Source organism: Pseudosulfitobacter koreensis (genome assembly GCF_024733015.1).
GTDB lineage: Bacteria > Pseudomonadota > Alphaproteobacteria > Rhodobacterales > Rhodobacteraceae > Pseudosulfitobacter > Pseudosulfitobacter koreensis.
The window spans coordinates 583,150-599,989 of the sequence record NZ_JANKJG010000001.1; the positions used below are offsets into that span (position 1 = coordinate 583,150).

Genomic DNA, 16,840 nt, shown 5'->3' on the forward strand with positions numbered 1-16,840 from the left:
GACAAACTCCCTTTTGTCGATGATGTAGTCGAAAGGCGTCGCCGCTCAAGGGAATGAGCATGCGGTCACGTCAAGGTGAAGCCACGTATGAAAAGGATCAGGGCATGACGACAAAACGGATCGCGATGTGGTCGGGGCCACGCAATCTGTCCACCGCGATGATGTACAGCTTTGGTGCGCGGTCCGATTGCAGGGTCGTGGACGAGCCATTCTACGCAGCCTACCTGCACGCCACCGGGATCGAACACCCGATGCAACAAGAGATACTTGCGGCGCAGTCGACTGACGGCAACAAGGTTGCAAAGTCGCTGGTTTCGCCCGTGTCAGAGCCTGTTTTCTATCAGAAACACATGGCGCATCACATGGTCGACGGGATGCCGCGCGATTGGATCAGCCAGGTGACCAATGTTTTCCTGATCCGCCATCCGGCCCGCGTTCTGGCCAGCTATGCGCAAAAGCGCGAAGGGCCAAGCCTGAGCGATATCGGTTTTGTTCAGCAGGCGGCACTGTTCGATCAGGCGCACGCGCCTATTGTGATCGATTCAGCCGATATTCGCGACAACCCCGAGGGGATGTTGCGCGCGCTTTGCGATGCGATCGGGATAGACTGGGATGCGGGGATGCTGAACTGGCCCGCCGGAGGGCACCGCGATGACGGCGTCTGGGCATCGCATTGGTACAATGCCGTGCACCGCTCGACAGGGTTCGCAGGGCCAGAGGGGCTGTTGCCGAAGTTGCCACCCGAATATCAGGACATCGCCGATGCAGCGATGCCCTGTTATACCCGGATGGCCAAGCAAAAGCTTAGGATTTAAACCGACGTTTCCGTGCCGCAAGCAGCTTCAGTCGCAGGGCATTCAACTGGATGAACCCTGCGGCGTCTTTCTGATCATAGGCGCCCGCATCGTCTTCGAACGTCACATGTGCCTCGGAATAGAGACTGTAATCAGACCAACGGCCCACTGTGCGCGCCAGACCCTTGTACAATTTCAACCGCACGGTGCCGGTCACATGTTCCTGGCTGCGGTCGATCAGCGCCTGCAGCATTTCACGCTCGGGCGAGAACCAGAAACCATTGTAGATCAGCTCGGCGTATTTCGGCATCAACTCATCCTTGAGGTGAGCAGCCCCCCGATCCAGCGTGATCTGTTCGATACCGCGGTGCGCTTCCAGCAGCAGGGTGCCGCCGGGCGTCTCGTAGATGCCGCGCGATTTCATGCCGACAAAGCGGCCTTCGACCAGGTCAAGACGGCCGATACCGTGCTTGCCGCCCAATTCGTTCAGCTTGGTCAGAATGGTCGCAGGCGACATCGCTTCGCCATTGATAGAGACTGCATCGCCCTTCTCAAAGCCAACCTCGATGTACTCGGGCGTGTTTGGCGCATCCTCTGGCGCGACGGTGCGCTGATAGACGTAATCGGGCGCATCCTGTGCTGGGTCTTCCAGAACTTTGCCCTCGGACGAGGTATGCAGCAGGTTCGCATCGACCGAAAACGGCGCTTCGCCGCGCTTGTCCTTGGCGATTGGTATCTGGTTCTTTTCGGCAAAATCGATCAGTTTGGTCCGGCTGGTCAGATCCCATTCACGCCAGGGCGCGATCACCTTGATGTCGGGATTCAGCGCATATGCGGCCAGTTCAAAGCGGACCTGATCGTTGCCCTTGCCGGTCGCACCGTGGGCCACCGCGTCGGCACCTTCCATGGCCGCGATCTCGACCAGACGTTTCGAAATCAGCGGACGGGCGATGGAGGTGCCCAGCAGGTACAGACCCTCGTACAGCGCATTGGCGCGGAACATCGGGAACACGAAATCACGCACGAACTCTTCGCGCAGGTCCTCGATATAGATCGACGACGCGCCCATCAGCTCGGCCTTGGCCCGCGCGGGCTCCAGCTCTTCGCCCTGGCCCAGATCGGCGGTAAAGGTGACGACTTCGCAACCATATTCGGTTTGCAGCCATTTCAGGATGATCGAGGTGTCGAGGCCGCCGGAATAGGCCAGCACTACTTTCTTTGGCGCGCTCATTGGTTCTTTCCACATTAAGGTTTTGCTGGCCGCGATATAAGGTTTCGGCGCTCGGGGCAAGATTGACGCTTGCAGGCGGGGCGCTTAGGGCTGGATCGACCTGAAAGGATCGAAATGACGTTCAAAGATGATGCACGGGCTGCGACCGCCGAAATGCGCGGCGTTTTCCCCGCGACCCCGCTGTTGCGCAACGATCTGCTGTCTGCGCGCTACGGTGCCGATATCTGGCTTAAGCGCGAAGACCTGAGCCCGGTGCGGTCCTACAAGTTGCGCGGCGCGTTCAATGCGATGCGCAAGGTCATTCCCGGTCAGTCGGTGTTTGTCTGCGCATCGGCGGGCAACCACGCGCAGGGCGTGGCGTTCATGTGCCGCCATTTCGGCGTGCGTGGCGTGATTTTCATGCCGGTCACGACGCCGCAGCAAAAAGTACAAAAGACGCGGATGTTCGGCGGTGATGCCGTCGAGGTTAAGCTGATCGGCGACTATTTCGACAACACGCTGGCCTCGGCCCAGGCGTTCTGCGCACAGGAGGGCGCGCATTTCCTGTCGCCCTTCGACGACGAGGACGTGATCGAGGGGCAGGCGTCCGTCGCAGTCGAGATCGAACAGCAGTTGGGCCGCGTCCCCGACCGGATCGTGCTGCCCGTGGGCGGCGGCGGGTTGTCGTCTGGCGTCCGCAGCTATTTCGGAAGCGAGACGGATTACACGTTTGTCGAACCTTCTGGCGCCAAGAGCCTTGCAGCAGCGGTAGAGGCGGGCCAACCGACCGAGGTGAAGAAGGTGAACACTTTCGTCGACGGTGCAGCGGTGGCAACCATCGGCGTGCGCACCTTCGACCGTCTGCGCGGCATATCCCGCGAGGATGTTCTGGACCTGTCCGAAGACCGCATCTGCACCACCATCCTTGAAATGCTGAACGTCGAGGGCATCGTTCTGGAACCCGCAGGTGCCCTTAGCATCGAGGCGCTGGGCGATCTGCGCGACGAGATCAGGGGCAAGACGGTGGTTTGCGTCGCCTCTGGCGGCAATTTTGATTTCGAACGCCTGCCCGAGGTCAAGGAACGCGCGCTGCGCTATTCCGGCGTGAAAAAGTACTTTATCCTCCGGTTGCCACAACGCCCCGGCGCGCTGAAGGATTTCCTGTCGTTGCTGGGCCCCGAAGACGACATCGCGCGGTTCGAATACCTCAAGAAATCCGCGCGCAACTTCGGCTCGGTCCTGATCGGGATCGAAACCAATGCGCCCGAAAACTTCACCGGTTTCCTTGCGCGGCTGGACGCGGGCGGGTTCGCCTATACGGACATCACGAACAACGAAACCGTCGCGCAATTTGTCATCTAGGGAGGAAGACATGGATTTTCAGGACAAGGTCGTCGTCGTCACGGGCGGGGCCAGCGGGATCGGTGCTGCGATGGTGCGCAAATTCGCGGCGCTGGGCGCGCTGCCTTGCGTGGCCGATCTGAACATGGGCGCGGCACAGACCCTGGCGGATCAGGTCGGCGGAATGGCCATGCGCTGCGACGTGACCTCCGAAGATGACATCGTGGCGCTGTGCGATGGTGTCACTGCCGCCATGGGGCCGATTGACGTGTTCGTGTCCAACGCAGGCCTCGGGCGCGGTCAGCCCAGCCATGCGGCGTCTGCAACGAACGAGACCTGGATGCTGAACTGGAACGTGCACGTGATGGCCCATGTCTATGCCGCGCGGGCGCTGCTGCCGCAGATGATCGAACGCGGGTCGGGTTACTTCGTCAATGTCGCCTCGGCGGCGGGGCTTTTGAACCAGATCGGAGATGCGGCCTATTCCGCGACGAAACACGCTGCTGTCAGCTTTGCGGAATCGCTGGCGATCAGCCATGGCAACGACGGGATCGGCGTTTCGGTTCTCTGCCCGCAATATGTGGCGACGCCGCTGATTGATCTGGCCGATGCTGACGCCGCAAACCATGCGTCGCTGATGACGGCCGATGATGTGGCGCAGGCCACGATTGACGGCATGAACGGTAGACAGTTTCGCATTCTGTCGCATCCAGCGGTGGGCGACTATGTCAAGGTGCGTGCGATGGACCCCGATGGCTGGCTGGAAGGGATGCGCAGGCTCAAGGCCAAGGCGGAACGCGAACTGGGTCAGGCGGGCATCAAGGATTTCTATAAACTGGTCTAGGCGGCCAGCCTTTGGTCTTTTTCAGCCAGAAACCGGTCCTTTGACGCGTCGTAGCTGCCTATGATCTGCGCAATGTCCACCTGATCGGCCAGACCCTGACGGGCCATCGTCTCGCCAGTCTGGCACAGCGTCGAAAGATCGGCAAATCCCAGGTTCAGCGCGCAGCTTTTCAGGAAATGCAGGTCGTGTTCCAAGCTGTCCCTGTCGGCCAGAGCGCGCAGGCGGTTGGTCACCTCTTCGACTTCTTCGATGAACAGGGCAATCACTTCGTCCATCTCGCCCGCGCCGATCTGATCGCGCAGCGCTGTCACCTGTGTCCAGTCGATCATCGCACTCTCCCGTGGGTTACACCGCAGAATGGGCAAGAGAGGTAAAGATCCGGTTTACTTCAATTTTATTGATGTTTTCCCGAGATGATGACCAATCCTTAATTCTGCTTTGCCAAGACTGTGGGACTGAAAGAAAGGATCTGGACTCACTTCGATGCAGGCACCCGCCACCTCATATGCGCCGATGCAAAGCGCAGACGCGTCAGGCAAACGACGGCGCCTGGCGCTGGTCGTCGACGACAGCCGCCTTCAGCGTCACATCCTCAGCAAGGCGGTGCGCGGTTGGGGTTTCGATGTGATCGAGGCCGCGTCGGGCGACGCCGCGCTGAAGATTTGCCACGATGTCACCCCCGATCTGGTGCTGAGTGACTGGATGATGCCGGGCATGAACGGGCTGGAATTCTGCGACGCCTTTCGCAAGCTGGGGCGGGAGGACTACGGCTATTTCATCCTGCTGACGTCAAAGTCGGAGAAAGAGGAAATCGCACGCGGGCTCGAGGCCGGGGCCGATGATTTTGTCAGCAAACCTGTCGATCTGAACGAGCTGCGCGCCCGGATCACGGCGGGCGACCGCATCCTGCAGATGCAACGCGAGCTGACGGAGAAGAACCATCTGGTTTCGCAAACCCTGCGCGAGTTGCAGCGTCTTTATGACAGCATCGACAAGGATCTGCTTGAGGCGAAGAAACTTCAGCAATCGCTGGTCCGCGAAAGGTCGGTTGTCTTCGATCAGGGGCATGTGTCGCTGTTGTTGCGGTCCAGCGGGCATGTGGGCGGCGATCTGGTCGGGTTCTTCCGGTCGGGAGACGATCATCTGGGACTTTATGCGATTGATGTCTCTGGTCACGGCATCAGTTCGGCGCTGATGACGGCGCGACTGGCGGGCTATCTGTCATCGACCGCCCCTGATCAGAACGTGGCGCTTGAGCAGACCGAGGAGGGAACACACCGCATCCGCCCGCCGCTGGCGGTGATGCAAACGATCAACAATCTGGTTCTCAACGAGATGGACACCGAACATTATTTCACGATGATCCTGGCCGACGTCGATCTGAGTACGGGCAAGGTTGTACTGGCGCAGGCGGGCCATCCGCATCCCGTGGTGCAACGCAAGGGCGGGCAGATCGAACAGGCTGGTCCCGGCGGCTTTCCCGTCGGGCTGATCCACGACGCGCAGTTTTCGCAATTCGACCTGCACCTGCGGCCCGGTGACCGGCTGCTGCTGTGCTCTGACGGGGTGACAGAATGTCCGGGCGGCACAGGCGATCTGTTGGCGGAAGAGGGGCTTGAGGAGATCATGCACAACCTGCAAGACGTGACCGGCCCCGCCTTCTTCGAGGCGCTGATCTGGAAGCTGAGTGAATTTGCGGGCAATCAGGATTTTCCCGACGATGTCTCGGGCGTTTTGTTCGAATATCAGGCCAGGCCCGCGGCATAGCGCTGAAGGAACATGCGGTCGCCGTCATTGCCGATGCTGTCGATCGCCTTGGCCCAGGGCAGCACCAACGTGACGTGATCGGGCTCGATCGGATCGCAGATGCGCCGCGTCGGGCGGGCCACAAAGACCGTGCACAGCTTTTCGGCCCACATGTCGTATTCGGGCATATAGACGAACCGCCGGAACGCGCCCAGCCGCAAGGGTTGCGCAATGGCCCAGCCGGTTTCCTCGCGCACTTCCCGATGCAGCGTCTGTTGCGAGGATTCGCCGGGATCAATGCCGCCACCGGGCAGTTGAATGTCCAGCCAGTCGCCCTGTTGACCGGTCAGCAGCACGCCACCGGGCATGGGTAAAATCGCATAGGCACCGGATCGCTGGGTGTATTTCTGTCCCTTGACCGGGGGTGGTCCGACGCGTCGGATCATGCGCTGCCTCTTTTACTGTGGATTGCGTCACCTATATTGACGCGATATGCCAACGACCGGCGCATAAGGAAACCCCAATGACTCTTGGAAACCAACTCGTGTGGGACGACACGGTCCTGCCTTTTCAGCTTGATGCCTCGGACATTCGTGGCCGCGTGGCGCGGCTGGACGGTGTGCTGGGCGGTATTCTCAAACAACACGACTATCCGCCCCAAGTCGAGGCGCTGGTTGCCGAAATGGCGCTGCTGACGGCGTTGATCGGTCAAACCATCAAATTGCGCTGGAAATTATCGCTGCAGGTGCAGTCCAAGGGCCCGGTGCGGATGATTGCGACCGACTATTATGGTCCGACCGAAGAGGGCGAGCCTGCCCGCATCCGCGCCTATGCCAGCTATGATGCCGACCGTCTGACAGACGGTGCACCCATCGACAACATCGGCGAGGGGTATTTTGCCGTGATCATCGACCAGGGTCAGGACATGGCTCCCTATCAGGGGATCTCGCCCTTGGTCGGGTCGTCGCTTGCAGCCAGCGCCGAGGCGTATTTTGCTCAGTCCGAGCAATTGCCGACGCGGTTCGAACTGAGTTTCGGCAAAAGCACCGAAGGTGGCGGCACGGAACATTGGCGCGCAGGTGGCGTGATGCTGCAGCACATGCCCGAGGCGTCGCCGCTGATGGCAAAGTCCGAAGGCGAGGGGGATATCCTCAAACCCTCCGATCTGCTGACCGGCGACAAGCACGAGAATTGGCGGCGCGTGAACATCCTGCTGGACACGGTGGAAGAGCTGGAACTGATCGGACCGCATTTGCCGCCGAACGATCTGCTGCTGCGCCTGTTCCACGAGGAATTGCCGCGCGTCTTCGATCCGCAGGCCGTTCGTTTCGGTTGCACCTGTTCGGAAGATCGCGTGCGCCAAAGCCTGTCGATCTATTCGGCGGCAGACATCGCGACGATGACCACGGACGAGGGCCGCGTGACTGCCGATTGTCAGTTCTGTGGTGCGCATTACGACCTGGACCCGAAATCGGTCGGGTTCGAGGCGGAAACGGGCCCAAGTGGCAATTGACCTGAACGACATCAAGGCCGCGCTGGACCGTCCGGGGCGGCCTTCTTCCGATTGGGATCTGAACCCCGACACCGTTGTGCCCGAAGGGCGCAAGCTGCGCCCCGCAGGCGTTCTGGCGGCGGTGGTCGAGGGCGCCGCCGGACTTGAGCTGATCCTGACCACGCGGTCTTCCGCGCTCAAGCATCACCCCGGACAGATCGCCTTTCCGGGTGGCAAGCAGGACGATGGCGATGCAGACGTGACCGCCGCCGCCCTGCGCGAAGCGCATGAGGAAATCGGGTTGCACCCCGAACTGGTTCAGGTTCTGGGCACGCTGCCTCCGCACGAAACCGGCACGGGCTTTCTGGTGACGCCGGTTCTGGCCTATGTCGGCACCCCGTTCGAGCCGTTGCCCGAAGCGGGCGAGGTGGCCGAAGTGTTCCGCGTTCCGCTGGCCCACGTGCTCAACCCCGACAATTATGTGACACAGTCTCGGCGCTGGCGTGGGGCGATGCGCACCTATTACACGGTGCCTTACGGGCCCTATTACATCTGGGGCGCAACCGCGCGTATGTTGCGGGCATGGACCGACCGTATGACATGAAATTGCCTGCCGATGTGCCCTGGCTGAACGATGCCGAGGCGCTGGCGCTCTGTGCCGCCCTGGAAGACGCGGGTTTTCAGGCGCTGTTCGTCGGCGGCTGTGTACGCAACGCGGTTCTGGGCGCGGACGCCAGCGACATCGACATTGCCACGGATGCGACGCCCCAACAGGTCCAGAACGTCAGCAAGGCAGCCGGGTTCAAGGCGATCCCGACAGGGATAGACCACGGCACCCTGACGATTGTCATCAACGGCGCGCCCTACGAGGTGACCACCTTTCGCACCGATGTCACCACTGATGGGCGCCGTGCTGTGGTCGCGTTTTCGACGGACGTGGCCGAGGATGCGCGCAGGCGCGATTTTACCATGAATGCGCTTTATGCGCGGTCGGACGGCACGCTGGTCGATCCCTTGGGAGGCTTGCCCGATGCACTGGCGCGGCGCGTGGTCTTTATCGACGATGCCGCCGCCCGCATCCGCGAGGACTATCTGCGCATTCTGCGGTTCTTCCGCTTTTCCGCCTGGTACGCTGATCCGGCCCATGGGTTCGACGCGGATGCGCTGGCGGCCATCGCGGATCATCTCGACGGTCTCGCGCAACTCTCCGCCGAACGCGTCGGCTCCGAGGTGCTCAAGCTGCTGACCGCCCCCGATCCCGCGCCTGCCGTGGCGGTGATGGAGCGTGTCGGCGTTCTTTCACGCTTGCTGGAAGGGGCACAATCACAGTGGCTGGCGCCGTTGATCCACGCCGAATCCATGCTTGACCTGTCACCTGATCCGATCCGCCGATTGGCCGTTCTGGGGGGTGAAGACGTGGCGATACGCTTGCGTCTATCCAAGGCGGATGCCCGAAAACTGGACGCGTTGCGCGCATTGACGGAACACGCAATGAGCGCTGCGGAATTGGGCTATCGGCATGGCCACGCCACCGCGCTGAATGTCATCGCCCTGCGCGCAGCGCTGTTCGAAGCCCCTGTAAACATGGGCGATGCACGGGCGGCCACGCTGGGCGCGCAGGCAACTTTCCCCGTCGCTGCACGCGATCTGATGCCCACCCTGCACGGTCCCGATCTGGGCGCAAAGCTCAAGGAACTCGAAGCGCGCTGGATCGCTTCAGGCTTCAACCTGACACGCGCGCAGCTTTTGGGCTGACATTTCCGGATTTTACCGCTATCCGGAGTACACACACAAGGAGAGTGCGACATGTACCGCGGGATTTGGTTAACCTAACCACAGCAGGTTGAACGGGCTGCACGCTTGCGCAGGCCACAGTCGAATTGCGTCTTTCCCTACAGGTTCATCATGTTCAAATACTTCGAAAACCTCGTCGATCCCTATGTGTCTTTTGTCGAAACCAACACGCCACCCACGCGGCTCTGGCCGTTCATGCGCGCCTATGCCGAACCGTTCAAGGCGGTGTTTGTCGCGGCGGGCATCCTGTCGATCCTGATCGCCGCCATTGAGATCGGGTTGATCTACTATATGGGGCGGGTCGTCGATCTGCTTCAAGGCAATCCAGCCGAGGTCTGGGCGGCCCACAAGGTCGAATTGATACTGGTCGGGATCTTCATCCTGACCCTCCGGCCGTTGATCCAGTTGCTGGACGTGATGCTGCTGAACAACACCATCATCACCAACTTCGGCACGCTGATCCGCTGGCGGTCGCATAAGCACGTGCTGCGCCAGTCGGTCGGCTGGTTCGAGAATGACTTTGCCGGACGGATTGCCAACCGCATCATGCAGACACCTCCCGCTGCCGGAGATGTTGTGTTCCAGGTGTTTGATGCGATTTCTTATTCGCTGGCCTACATGATCGGCGCGGCGATCCTGCTCTCCACCTCCGATGCGCGGCTTTTGCTGCCGCTGCTGATCTGGATGGTGCTTTACGCCATGCTGATCGTCTGGACGACCGAACGGGTTGGCCCCGCGTCCAAGGCGGCGTCGGATGCGCGCAGCACGGTCACGGGCCGCGTGGTCGATGCCTATACCAACATCCATTCGGTCAAGATGTTCGCGCACCACGACAGCGAGCTGGCCTATGCCAAGGAAGCGATCGAAAACACCCGCAAGACGTTCCAGACCGAGATGCGGATCTACACCACGATGGATTTCTCGCTGGTGGTGCTGAACGGCCTGCTGATCGTCGGCGTCGTCGGCTGGGCCATCGCGCTATGGGTTCAGGGCGAGGCGTCGGTCGGTGCCGTGGCTGCGGCGACGGCGCTGTCACTGCGGCTGAACGCGATGACCGGCTGGATCATGTGGGCGCTGACCACGTTTTTCCGCGAGCTTGGCGTCGTCGCCGAAGGGATGGAGACGATCGCCCAGCCGATCACGCTGGTCGATGCGCCGGACGCCAAGCCGTTGCAACTGACCGATGGCCGGATCGACCTGAAGGCGCTGACGCACCACTATGGACGCGACACCGGCGGGCTTGAGGCGCTGGATCTTGCCATACGTCCCGGCGAAAAGGTCGGCCTGATCGGACGGTCGGGCGCGGGCAAGTCCACCTTGGTCAAGCTGTTGTTGCGGTTTTACGACCCCGAAAGCGGTGTGATCGAGATCGACGGTCAGGACATCACGCAAGTGACGCAGGACAGTCTGCGCCTGAACGTCGGCATGGTGCAGCAGGAAAGCAGCTTGTTGCACCGGTCGGTGCGCGACAACATCCTTTACGGCAAGCCAGACGCGACCGAGGCCGAAATGATCGCCGCCGCCAAACAGGCCGAGGCGCATGATTTCATCACAACGCTGACCGATCCCAGCGGCAATGTCGGCTACGACGCACAGGTGGGCGAGCGCGGCGTCAAATTGTCCGGCGGGCAACGTCAACGGGTGACGCTGGCGCGTGTTATCCTGAAGAACGCGCCGATCCTGGTGCTGGACGAAGCGACAAGCGCGCTCGACAGCGAGGTCGAAGAGGCGATCCAGACCACGCTTTACAAGATGATGGAGGGCAAGACCGTGATCGCCATTGCCCACCGTCTGTCCACGATTGCCGAAATGGACCGCATTCTGGTGCTGGATGGCGGCAAGATCATCGAAGATGGCAGCCATGACGCGCTTTTGGCCAAGGGCGGCCTATATAGCGAGTTCTGGGCCCGGCAGTCGGGCGGATTTCTGAACCCCGAGGCGGACATATGAACATCGCAAAATGGATACACGCGTTCCGGCCTGCCGACGGTCCGCCGCCGCGCACGCTGAATGCGTTCATGCGCTGGGCATTGTCTGGGGCTTGGCCTGCACTTTGGCTGGCCGCGTTCTTTTCGGCAGCCGCTGGCACGGTCGAGGCGGGAACGGCGTGGATATTGGGCAAGGTCATCGACGCCAGCAGCGCGCTGGGGCCGGACGGGTTTTTCTCGGCAGGCAACCTTGCGCTGATCCTGGGTGCAGTGGCGTTTTTCCTGATAGCGCGGCCGCTGCTCTTCGGGCTGTCGTCGTCGGCCAACGCCATTATCGTGCAGCCAAACCTGAACCCGCTGGTGCTGTCGCGCCTGCACCGCTGGACGCTGGGTCAGTCGGTGCGGTTCTTCGACAACGACTTCGCGGGCCGGATCGCGCAAAAGCAGATGCAGACGGCGCGCGCAGTCACAGACGTGGTCGTCGAGATGATCAACGTCGTCGCCTTCGCGCTGGCATCGCTGGCGGGGTCTGTTCTGTTGCTGGTTGCGATCGACTGGAAGATCGGCTTGGGCTTCATGGTCTGGCTGATGGCCTATTTCCTGATGATCCGCTGGTTTCTGCCGCGTATCCGGGCGCGGTCTGCGGCACGTGCCGGAGCACGGGCGATGGTCTCGGGGCAGATCGTCGACACGATCACCAACATCAAGACGGTCAAACTGTTCGCTCATGACGACCACGAAGACCGTGCGGCGCTGGGCGCCATGGGCAATTTTCGCCGCACGGCGCTCGACTTTGGCTATCTGGCGGCGGGGTTCCGGTTCTGCCTGATGACGCTGGCAGGGCTGTTGCCCGTGCTTTTGCTGGGCTGGACGCTGATTCTGTGGCGCCAAGGCGTCGCAACCCAAGGCGACATCGTGGCGGCAGGTGCGGTGGCCATCCGCATCGCGCAGATGACCGGCTGGGTCAGCTTCACGCTGATGGCGATCTATTCCAGCGTCGGCGAGATCGAGGACGGCATCAACACGCTGACTCCGCGCAACCGGACGGAAAACAACCCCGACGCCGTCGATCTGGACGTGGGGCAGGGCGGCATCGTCGTGGACAACCTGAACTTTGCCTATGGGCGCGATGTCGGCGGGATCACGGATGTGAACCTGACCATCGCACCGGGTCAAAAAGTCGGGATCGTGGGTGCATCCGGCGCGGGCAAATCGACGCTTGTGGCGTTGCTGCTGCGGCTCTACGAAACCGAGGGCGGCACGATCAGCATAGATGGCACCGACACCAGCACAGTCACGCAGGAAAGCCTGCGCCGCAGCATCAGCATGGTCACGCAGGAAACCGCGATGTTCAACCGTTCGGCGATGGACAACATTCGCTATGGCCGTCCCGAAGCCACGGACGAAGAGGTGTTTCAGGCCGCCCGCGAGGCAGAGGCGCATACCTTCATTCTCGATCTGGAAGACCACAAGGGGCGCACCGGCTACGACGCCCATCTGGGCGAACGCGGCGTGAAACTGTCTGGTGGTCAGCGGCAACGGATCGCGCTGGCCCGCGCCATCCTGAAGAACGCGCCGATCCTGATTCTGGACGAGGCGACCAGCGCGCTCGACAGCGAGGTCGAGGCGGCGATTCAATCCGCGCTGGACCGCGTGATGGAGGGCAAGACGGTGCTGGCCATCGCCCACCGCCTGTCGACGCTGACCGAGATGGACCGGATCATCGTGATGGATCAGGGCCGCATCGTAGAGGATGGCAGCCATGATGCGCTGTTGAAGCAGAACGGGCTTTACGCCCAGTACTGGCATCTTCAATCCGGCGGCTTTCTGCGGACCGAAGCGGCGGAATAAGCCACCGGAAATACCCCAAGCGAAAACGCGTACTGCTTTCTTGATCATATCGGAGGTCCCGCAATGGGGTCGTCCGACATCACCAAGAAAGCAGCACGCGTGAAATTCAGTCAGCAGGCCTCGCGCTTAGCGAAAGTTGCTGCGTCCCTTGTCGCGCAGTTGCGCGAATTTTTCGGTCGGGTCGAACTCGGACGAGTGTTGTTGGCCACTGCGCCGACCGGTGGTGGCAAAGATGACAACGGCGACCAGGATAAGGGCCAGAAGCCCAAAGATAAGCATATCGAGACTCATGTTCCGTTCCTTTCTCTGATTGTGTCTCGGGTGCTCAACACCGGATTCAGAACAAGGTTCCATAGATCGCAAGGCCGGACGAATTCGCGGCATCACGGTTGCGTTATTGTCTCAGTCTGGGGTTTTCGAGCGGCCAGCTCAGTGATCGGCGGGTTCGTGGAACGTGTCCTCGACGTCAAAGGTCACCTCGGTGCGATAGACGTCATCGGTCGAGGTGGTTTCGACCTTTCCGTTCAGTTGCGTGGCAAAGGCCCGGATCAGCTGCGCGCCCAAGCCCGCCTCGTTGGTCTCGAACTCCTTGATGTTCGCGCCGACCGAGTTTTCGCAGATCAGTCGCGCGGTCCCTGCGTCCAGCTGCTTGAGCGAGACGAACAGATGCGGTGCCTCGCCTTCGGGCGCGCCCATGAACTTCAGCGCGTTGGTGCCCAGTTCCGACGCCAGCAGTGTCAGCGGCACAGCCTGATCGGGAAACAGCACCACCTCGTCAAAATCATAGGTATAGTTCAGATCGGTCACATGGCTGCCGGCGACCAGACGCTCGAACAGGTCGGGCAGCAGAATACCGGCATTGGTGCGGCTCAGGTTTTCGGTCTGGTACAGGCTCTTGTGGACTGACGACAGGCTCATCACCCGCTCCTGAAGCCTGCGCAGAATATCGCGGGTTTCAGGTTCGCTCGCCTTGCGGATCTGCATGTTCATGATCGACGAGATCAGTTGCAGGTTGTTGCGGACGCGGTGGTGCACTTCCTTGAGCAGGACGTTTTTCTCTCGCAACGCGTCTTCCATCTGCGCCTCGTCGTCGAGCAGGTGAAAGGCCATCTCGGCCAAAGCGTCTTCGAGGTCTTGCAGCTCCGCCGACAGCGAAAGCTGGTCGGATGTGGTGGGCAGCCGCCGGGTGCGCGAAAACGCCTGAACCTTGTTGCGCAGTTTCTTGACGTGGCGCACAACCAACCGGTCAACGGCAAAATAGGCCACCGCAAGGCTGGCCACGAACATCAGGAACGGGAACAGCATCGGCGCGCCCGATAATCGCCCGATGGCGGGTTTGCGGTATTCCACCGGCCAGGCCGCCAGCGCATAGACCAGCCCCGGCACCACCGGCACCACGGCAAAGGCCTGTTCCTGTCCGAACTGGTTGTTCGCGATGAACGTCTGGGTCCAGTTTTCATTCAGCCGCTCGAACCGGAAGTTCTGCGGCATGTATATGGTCTGGTCCGCCGTCGAGGATACCGTGGTCAGCACGTCACCCTGATCGTTGTATGTCGTCAGGCTGAGCGGTCGGCGGGTGTTGGACGGCAACCACGGAACACCCAGTTCCGCGCGGGGTAGAGACATTGCGATATAGCCGCGGAACGTTCCGTCCTGGTACGATGGGAACAGCACGTCGATCGCCGCACCGCTGTCGGTATTGGTGTTGCGCGTCGGTTCGATCCACATGCGGGGGGAGCCCAGCTGTTCGGTCAGGTTGGTCCAGCCGCTCAGGTCGAAATCCGATCCGCCGGAGGAGCAAACCATCACACCGGCAGGGTTGAGAAACCCGACAAAGGAATAGCTTCCGGTCTCGTCGATATATTGTCTGAGATAATTGCCGCAGCGTTCGGGTTCGACCAGCATCAGTTGCAAAACAGCCGTCAACGCCTGAGCGGCACCGAACGCGCGCTCGAAAACCTGCCGCTCGGACACGGCGGCGGTGTTGGTCAGCGCCAGTAGTGCCAGTTCCGAACGGTTGTCGACTTCGTAGGACAGATCGCGGGTCTGAAGCACGCTCATCACGCCGATGGGCAGCAGGGCCAGGGCAAGAAAGGCCGCGACCCGGACCCTCAGACCACGGGAAAGTTTTGCGGACAACGTCGTGGCGCGGCCCGAATCCGGCATCAGAATGCAGAGGAGCCGTTGGCCGCCACCACAGCGACAGTTGCGCTATCGGTCATCACCATTGAATCCTCGTCGTCCAGATGCATCAGCTCTGCCAAACGCTTGCGCCCCCGGTTGGCGCGACTTTTGATCGTGCCCACCGCGACGCCGCACATTTCGGCTGCCTCTTCGTAGGAAAAACCGGATGCGCCCACAAGTACCAGTGTCTCGCGCTGCTCATCTGGAAGCTGCGCAAAGGCCTTGCGAAAGTCGTTCATCTGCAGCCGCCCGTCGTGGGCCGGCTTCTCGGCCATGTTGCCGGTGTGAATACCATCCACGTCCGCAACCTCGCGTTTCACCTTGCGGCGGCTGGAGTAGTAAGTGTTGCGCAGAATGGTGAACAGCCAGGCACGCATGTTCGTACCCTCCTGAAACTTCTCGATATTTGTCCAGGCCTTCACCACGGTGTCCTGCACCATGTCGTCAGCCACCGCACCGTTGCGCGTCAAACTCAGGGCGAACGCCCTCAGTGCCGGCAGATGATCCACCAGCTCGTCTCTCGGATTTGAATCGCTCATTTGTGGTCACCTGACCCCTTGTTGGTGTCTTGCTCCTGAAGCTGCGCAAGCAGCTCCTTGAAGCGATCGGGAACCTCTTCCTCGACCTTCTCCTGGAACACGCGACGAAGATTGTCGTCGATCTGCTTGCGCGTTCCGGAATTGGGTTCGTTATTTGCCATTGTGATTTTCGCCTAATGTCAGAAGTGTACTTTTGCGCACTTAGTTGGGAACTAAACACGGGATGCTGCGTTTGGTTCCCAAGAAATATGAAATTCGGGGAAAAAGATATGACTTCTGAAAGCACTGGCCAGGATCGCACAGCCGAGATCGGATCGGCACTGCCGTTCCTGCGTCGCTATGCACGTGCGCTAACCGGTTCGCAAACCAGCGGCGACCGCTATGCCGCCGCCACGCTGGAGACGATCCTTGCGGATCACACGGCGATGGATTCCAACCTGCGCACCAAAACCGCATTGTTCAAAGTGCTGCACGTCCTGTGGCAGGCCAGCAAGGTCGACACGATGGATATGTCGGACGACATGATGGAAGGGGCCGCGCAAAAGCACCTGTCCAAGCTGACCGACAACACCCGCGAGGCGCTGCTGCTGCACACCATCGAGGAATTCGATTACGACGCCGTGGCCAGCATCATGGATGTGGACCGGTCCGAGGCCGAGCATCTGGTCAGCGTCGCCCACCGCGAGATGGCCGACAGCATCGCGGGCCGTGTTCTGATCATTGAAGACGAGCCGATCATCGCGATGGATCTGGAAAACCTTGTCGGCGATCTGGGGCACCGGATCACCGGCATCGCGCGTACCCGCGACGAGGCGCTGTCGCTGGGCACAGCGGACAAGCCCGACCTGATCCTGGCCGATATCCGCCTGGCGGACAACTCGTCGGGCATTGACGCGGTCAACGATCTTCTGGGTCAGTTCGGCGACATGCCGGTCATCTTCATCACCGCCTATCCCGAGCGCCTGCTGACGGGCGAGCGGCCCGAGCCTGCCTTCCTGATCTCGAAGCCCTACAAGGAAGATCAGGTGAAATCGGCTGTCAGCCAGGCGATGTTCTTCTCAACCACGGCAACGCTGAAGGTCTGAACACCTTCCCTAGCATCCGGGCTTGCCCCCGG

17 protein-coding genes are annotated in these 16,840 nt (G+C 61.0%); 10 read left to right on the forward strand and 7 right to left on the reverse strand.

What is annotated here, in order from left to right; genetic code table 11:
* The first annotated feature begins 104 nt into the window (after nucleotides 1-104).
* On the forward strand, nucleotides 105-815 hold the full coding sequence (locus NTA49_RS02930; protein WP_258293152.1) for a sulfotransferase: 711 nt from the start codon (nucleotides 105-107) through the stop codon (nucleotides 813-815).
* On the opposite strand, the gene NTA49_RS02935 is transcribed toward NTA49_RS02930, so the two are convergent.
* Nucleotides 805-2,025: an argininosuccinate synthase gene (locus NTA49_RS02935; protein ID WP_258293153.1), complete on the reverse strand. Its 1,221-nt coding sequence runs from the start codon at nucleotides 2,023-2,025 to the stop codon at nucleotides 805-807. The genes NTA49_RS02930 and NTA49_RS02935 overlap by 11 nt on opposite strands.
* Nucleotides 2,026-2,139: 114 nt before the next feature.
* Here NTA49_RS02935 and ilvA point away from each other — a divergent pair, with 114 nt between their 5' ends.
* Nucleotides 2,140-3,366, forward strand: a complete 1,227-nt coding sequence (gene ilvA, locus NTA49_RS02940; RefSeq protein WP_258293154.1) for a threonine ammonia-lyase IlvA — start codon at nucleotides 2,140-2,142, stop codon at nucleotides 3,364-3,366.
* 10 nt (nucleotides 3,367-3,376) lie between these two features.
* Nucleotides 3,377-4,189 (forward strand): SDR family NAD(P)-dependent oxidoreductase, encoded by an 813-nt coding sequence (locus NTA49_RS02945; protein WP_258293155.1) that lies wholly within the window; start codon nucleotides 3,377-3,379, stop codon nucleotides 4,187-4,189.
* Here the strand turns inward: NTA49_RS02945 and NTA49_RS02950 are convergent.
* Nucleotides 4,186-4,518: an Hpt domain-containing protein gene (locus NTA49_RS02950; RefSeq protein ID WP_258293156.1), complete on the reverse strand. Its 333-nt coding sequence runs from the start codon at nucleotides 4,516-4,518 to the stop codon at nucleotides 4,186-4,188. The two genes, NTA49_RS02945 and NTA49_RS02950, sit on opposite strands and share 4 nt — an antisense overlap.
* A gap of 154 nt (nucleotides 4,519-4,672) precedes the next feature.
* Between NTA49_RS02950 and NTA49_RS02955 the strand changes: the two genes are divergently transcribed.
* Entirely contained in the window at nucleotides 4,673-5,956 is a 1,284-nt protein-coding gene (locus NTA49_RS02955; RefSeq protein WP_258293157.1) for a PP2C family protein-serine/threonine phosphatase, read from the forward strand.
* Here NTA49_RS02955 and NTA49_RS02960 read toward each other — a convergent pair.
* Nucleotides 5,935-6,381, reverse strand: a complete 447-nt coding sequence (locus tag NTA49_RS02960; RefSeq protein ID WP_258293158.1) for an NUDIX hydrolase — start codon at nucleotides 6,379-6,381, stop codon at nucleotides 5,935-5,937. The genes NTA49_RS02955 and NTA49_RS02960 overlap by 22 nt on opposite strands.
* A 77-nt stretch (nucleotides 6,382-6,458) precedes the next feature.
* Between NTA49_RS02960 and hslO the strand changes: the two genes are divergently transcribed.
* From hslO to NTA49_RS02985, 5 genes are all read left to right on the forward strand, one after another.
* Nucleotides 6,459-7,448: an Hsp33 family molecular chaperone HslO gene (gene hslO / locus NTA49_RS02965; RefSeq protein WP_258293159.1), complete on the forward strand. Its 990-nt coding sequence runs from the start codon at nucleotides 6,459-6,461 to the stop codon at nucleotides 7,446-7,448.
* Nucleotides 7,438-8,031, forward strand: coding sequence for a CoA pyrophosphatase (locus NTA49_RS02970; RefSeq protein WP_258293160.1), 594 nt, complete (start codon nucleotides 7,438-7,440; stop codon nucleotides 8,029-8,031). The genes hslO and NTA49_RS02970 overlap by 11 nt, the downstream gene beginning before the upstream one ends.
* Nucleotides 8,028-9,182 (forward strand): CCA tRNA nucleotidyltransferase, encoded by a 1,155-nt coding sequence (locus NTA49_RS02975; RefSeq protein ID WP_258293161.1) that lies wholly within the window; start codon nucleotides 8,028-8,030, stop codon nucleotides 9,180-9,182. Before NTA49_RS02970 ends, NTA49_RS02975 begins: the two co-directional genes overlap by 4 nt.
* A gap of 150 nt (nucleotides 9,183-9,332) precedes the next feature.
* The gene (locus tag NTA49_RS02980) at nucleotides 9,333-11,171 is read left to right on the forward strand and encodes an ABC transporter ATP-binding protein (RefSeq protein WP_258293162.1); all 1,839 of its coding nucleotides are present in this window, start codon (nucleotides 9,333-9,335) and stop codon (nucleotides 11,169-11,171) included.
* Entirely contained in the window at nucleotides 11,168-13,000 is a 1,833-nt protein-coding gene (locus NTA49_RS02985; protein WP_258293163.1) for an ABC transporter ATP-binding protein, read from the forward strand. Before NTA49_RS02980 ends, NTA49_RS02985 begins: the two co-directional genes overlap by 4 nt.
* Before the next feature lie 126 nt (nucleotides 13,001-13,126).
* On the opposite strand, the gene NTA49_RS02990 is transcribed toward NTA49_RS02985, so the two are convergent.
* From NTA49_RS02990 to NTA49_RS03005, 4 genes are all read right to left on the reverse strand, one after another.
* The gene (locus NTA49_RS02990; RefSeq protein WP_258293164.1) at nucleotides 13,127-13,291 is read right to left on the reverse strand and encodes a hypothetical protein; all 165 of its coding nucleotides are present in this window, start codon (nucleotides 13,289-13,291) and stop codon (nucleotides 13,127-13,129) included.
* Nucleotides 13,292-13,429: 138 nt separating this feature from the next.
* A complete protein-coding gene (locus NTA49_RS02995; protein WP_258293165.1) occupies nucleotides 13,430-15,061 on the reverse strand; it encodes a sensor histidine kinase in 1,632 nt (543 codons plus the stop codon).
* A 104-nt stretch (nucleotides 15,062-15,165) separates the two neighbouring features.
* Complete coding sequence (locus NTA49_RS03000) at nucleotides 15,166-15,723, reverse strand: RNA polymerase sigma factor (RefSeq protein ID WP_258293166.1); 558 nt, start codon at nucleotides 15,721-15,723, stop codon at nucleotides 15,166-15,168.
* Complete coding sequence (locus NTA49_RS03005; RefSeq protein WP_258293167.1) at nucleotides 15,720-15,884, reverse strand: NepR family anti-sigma factor; 165 nt, start codon at nucleotides 15,882-15,884, stop codon at nucleotides 15,720-15,722. The genes NTA49_RS03000 and NTA49_RS03005 overlap by 4 nt, the downstream gene beginning before the upstream one ends.
* Nucleotides 15,885-15,992: 108 nt before the next feature.
* Between NTA49_RS03005 and NTA49_RS03010 the strand changes: the two genes are divergently transcribed.
* Nucleotides 15,993-16,808, forward strand: a complete 816-nt coding sequence (locus NTA49_RS03010) for a response regulator (protein WP_258293168.1) — start codon at nucleotides 15,993-15,995, stop codon at nucleotides 16,806-16,808.
* Nucleotides 16,809-16,840 lie beyond the last annotated feature (32 nt).

Bases quoted from the DNA above. Each gene is read 5' to 3' on its own strand.
- NTA49_RS02930 (WP_258293152.1), top strand. From the start codon at position 105: ATGACGACAAAACGGATCGCGATGTGGTCGGGGCCACGCAATCTGTCC.
- NTA49_RS02935 (WP_258293153.1), bottom strand. From the start codon at position 2,025: ATGAGCGCGCCAAAGAAAGTAGTGCTGGCCTATTCCGGCGGCCTCGAC.
- ilvA (WP_258293154.1), top strand. From the start codon at position 2,140: ATGACGTTCAAAGATGATGCACGGGCTGCGACCGCCGAAATGCGCGGC.
- NTA49_RS02945 (WP_258293155.1), top strand. From the start codon at position 3,377: ATGGATTTTCAGGACAAGGTCGTCGTCGTCACGGGCGGGGCCAGCGGG.
- NTA49_RS02950 (WP_258293156.1), bottom strand. From the start codon at position 4,518: ATGATCGACTGGACACAGGTGACAGCGCTGCGCGATCAGATCGGCGCG.
- NTA49_RS02955 (WP_258293157.1), top strand. From the start codon at position 4,673: ATGCAGGCACCCGCCACCTCATATGCGCCGATGCAAAGCGCAGACGCG.
- NTA49_RS02960 (WP_258293158.1), bottom strand. From the start codon at position 6,381: ATGATCCGACGCGTCGGACCACCCCCGGTCAAGGGACAGAAATACACC.
- hslO (WP_258293159.1), top strand. From the start codon at position 6,459: ATGACTCTTGGAAACCAACTCGTGTGGGACGACACGGTCCTGCCTTTT.
- NTA49_RS02975 (WP_258293161.1), top strand. From the start codon at position 8,028: ATGAAATTGCCTGCCGATGTGCCCTGGCTGAACGATGCCGAGGCGCTG.
- NTA49_RS02980 (WP_258293162.1), top strand. From the start codon at position 9,333: ATGTTCAAATACTTCGAAAACCTCGTCGATCCCTATGTGTCTTTTGTC.
- NTA49_RS02985 (WP_258293163.1), top strand. From the start codon at position 11,168: ATGAACATCGCAAAATGGATACACGCGTTCCGGCCTGCCGACGGTCCG.
- NTA49_RS02990 (WP_258293164.1), bottom strand. From the start codon at position 13,291: ATGAGTCTCGATATGCTTATCTTTGGGCTTCTGGCCCTTATCCTGGTC.
- NTA49_RS02995 (WP_258293165.1), bottom strand. From the start codon at position 15,061: ATGAGCGTGCTTCAGACCCGCGATCTGTCCTACGAAGTCGACAACCGT.
- NTA49_RS03000 (WP_258293166.1), bottom strand. From the start codon at position 15,723: ATGAGCGATTCAAATCCGAGAGACGAGCTGGTGGATCATCTGCCGGCA.
- NTA49_RS03005 (WP_258293167.1), bottom strand. From the start codon at position 15,884: ATGGCAAATAACGAACCCAATTCCGGAACGCGCAAGCAGATCGACGAC.
- NTA49_RS03010 (WP_258293168.1), top strand. From the start codon at position 15,993: ATGACTTCTGAAAGCACTGGCCAGGATCGCACAGCCGAGATCGGATCG.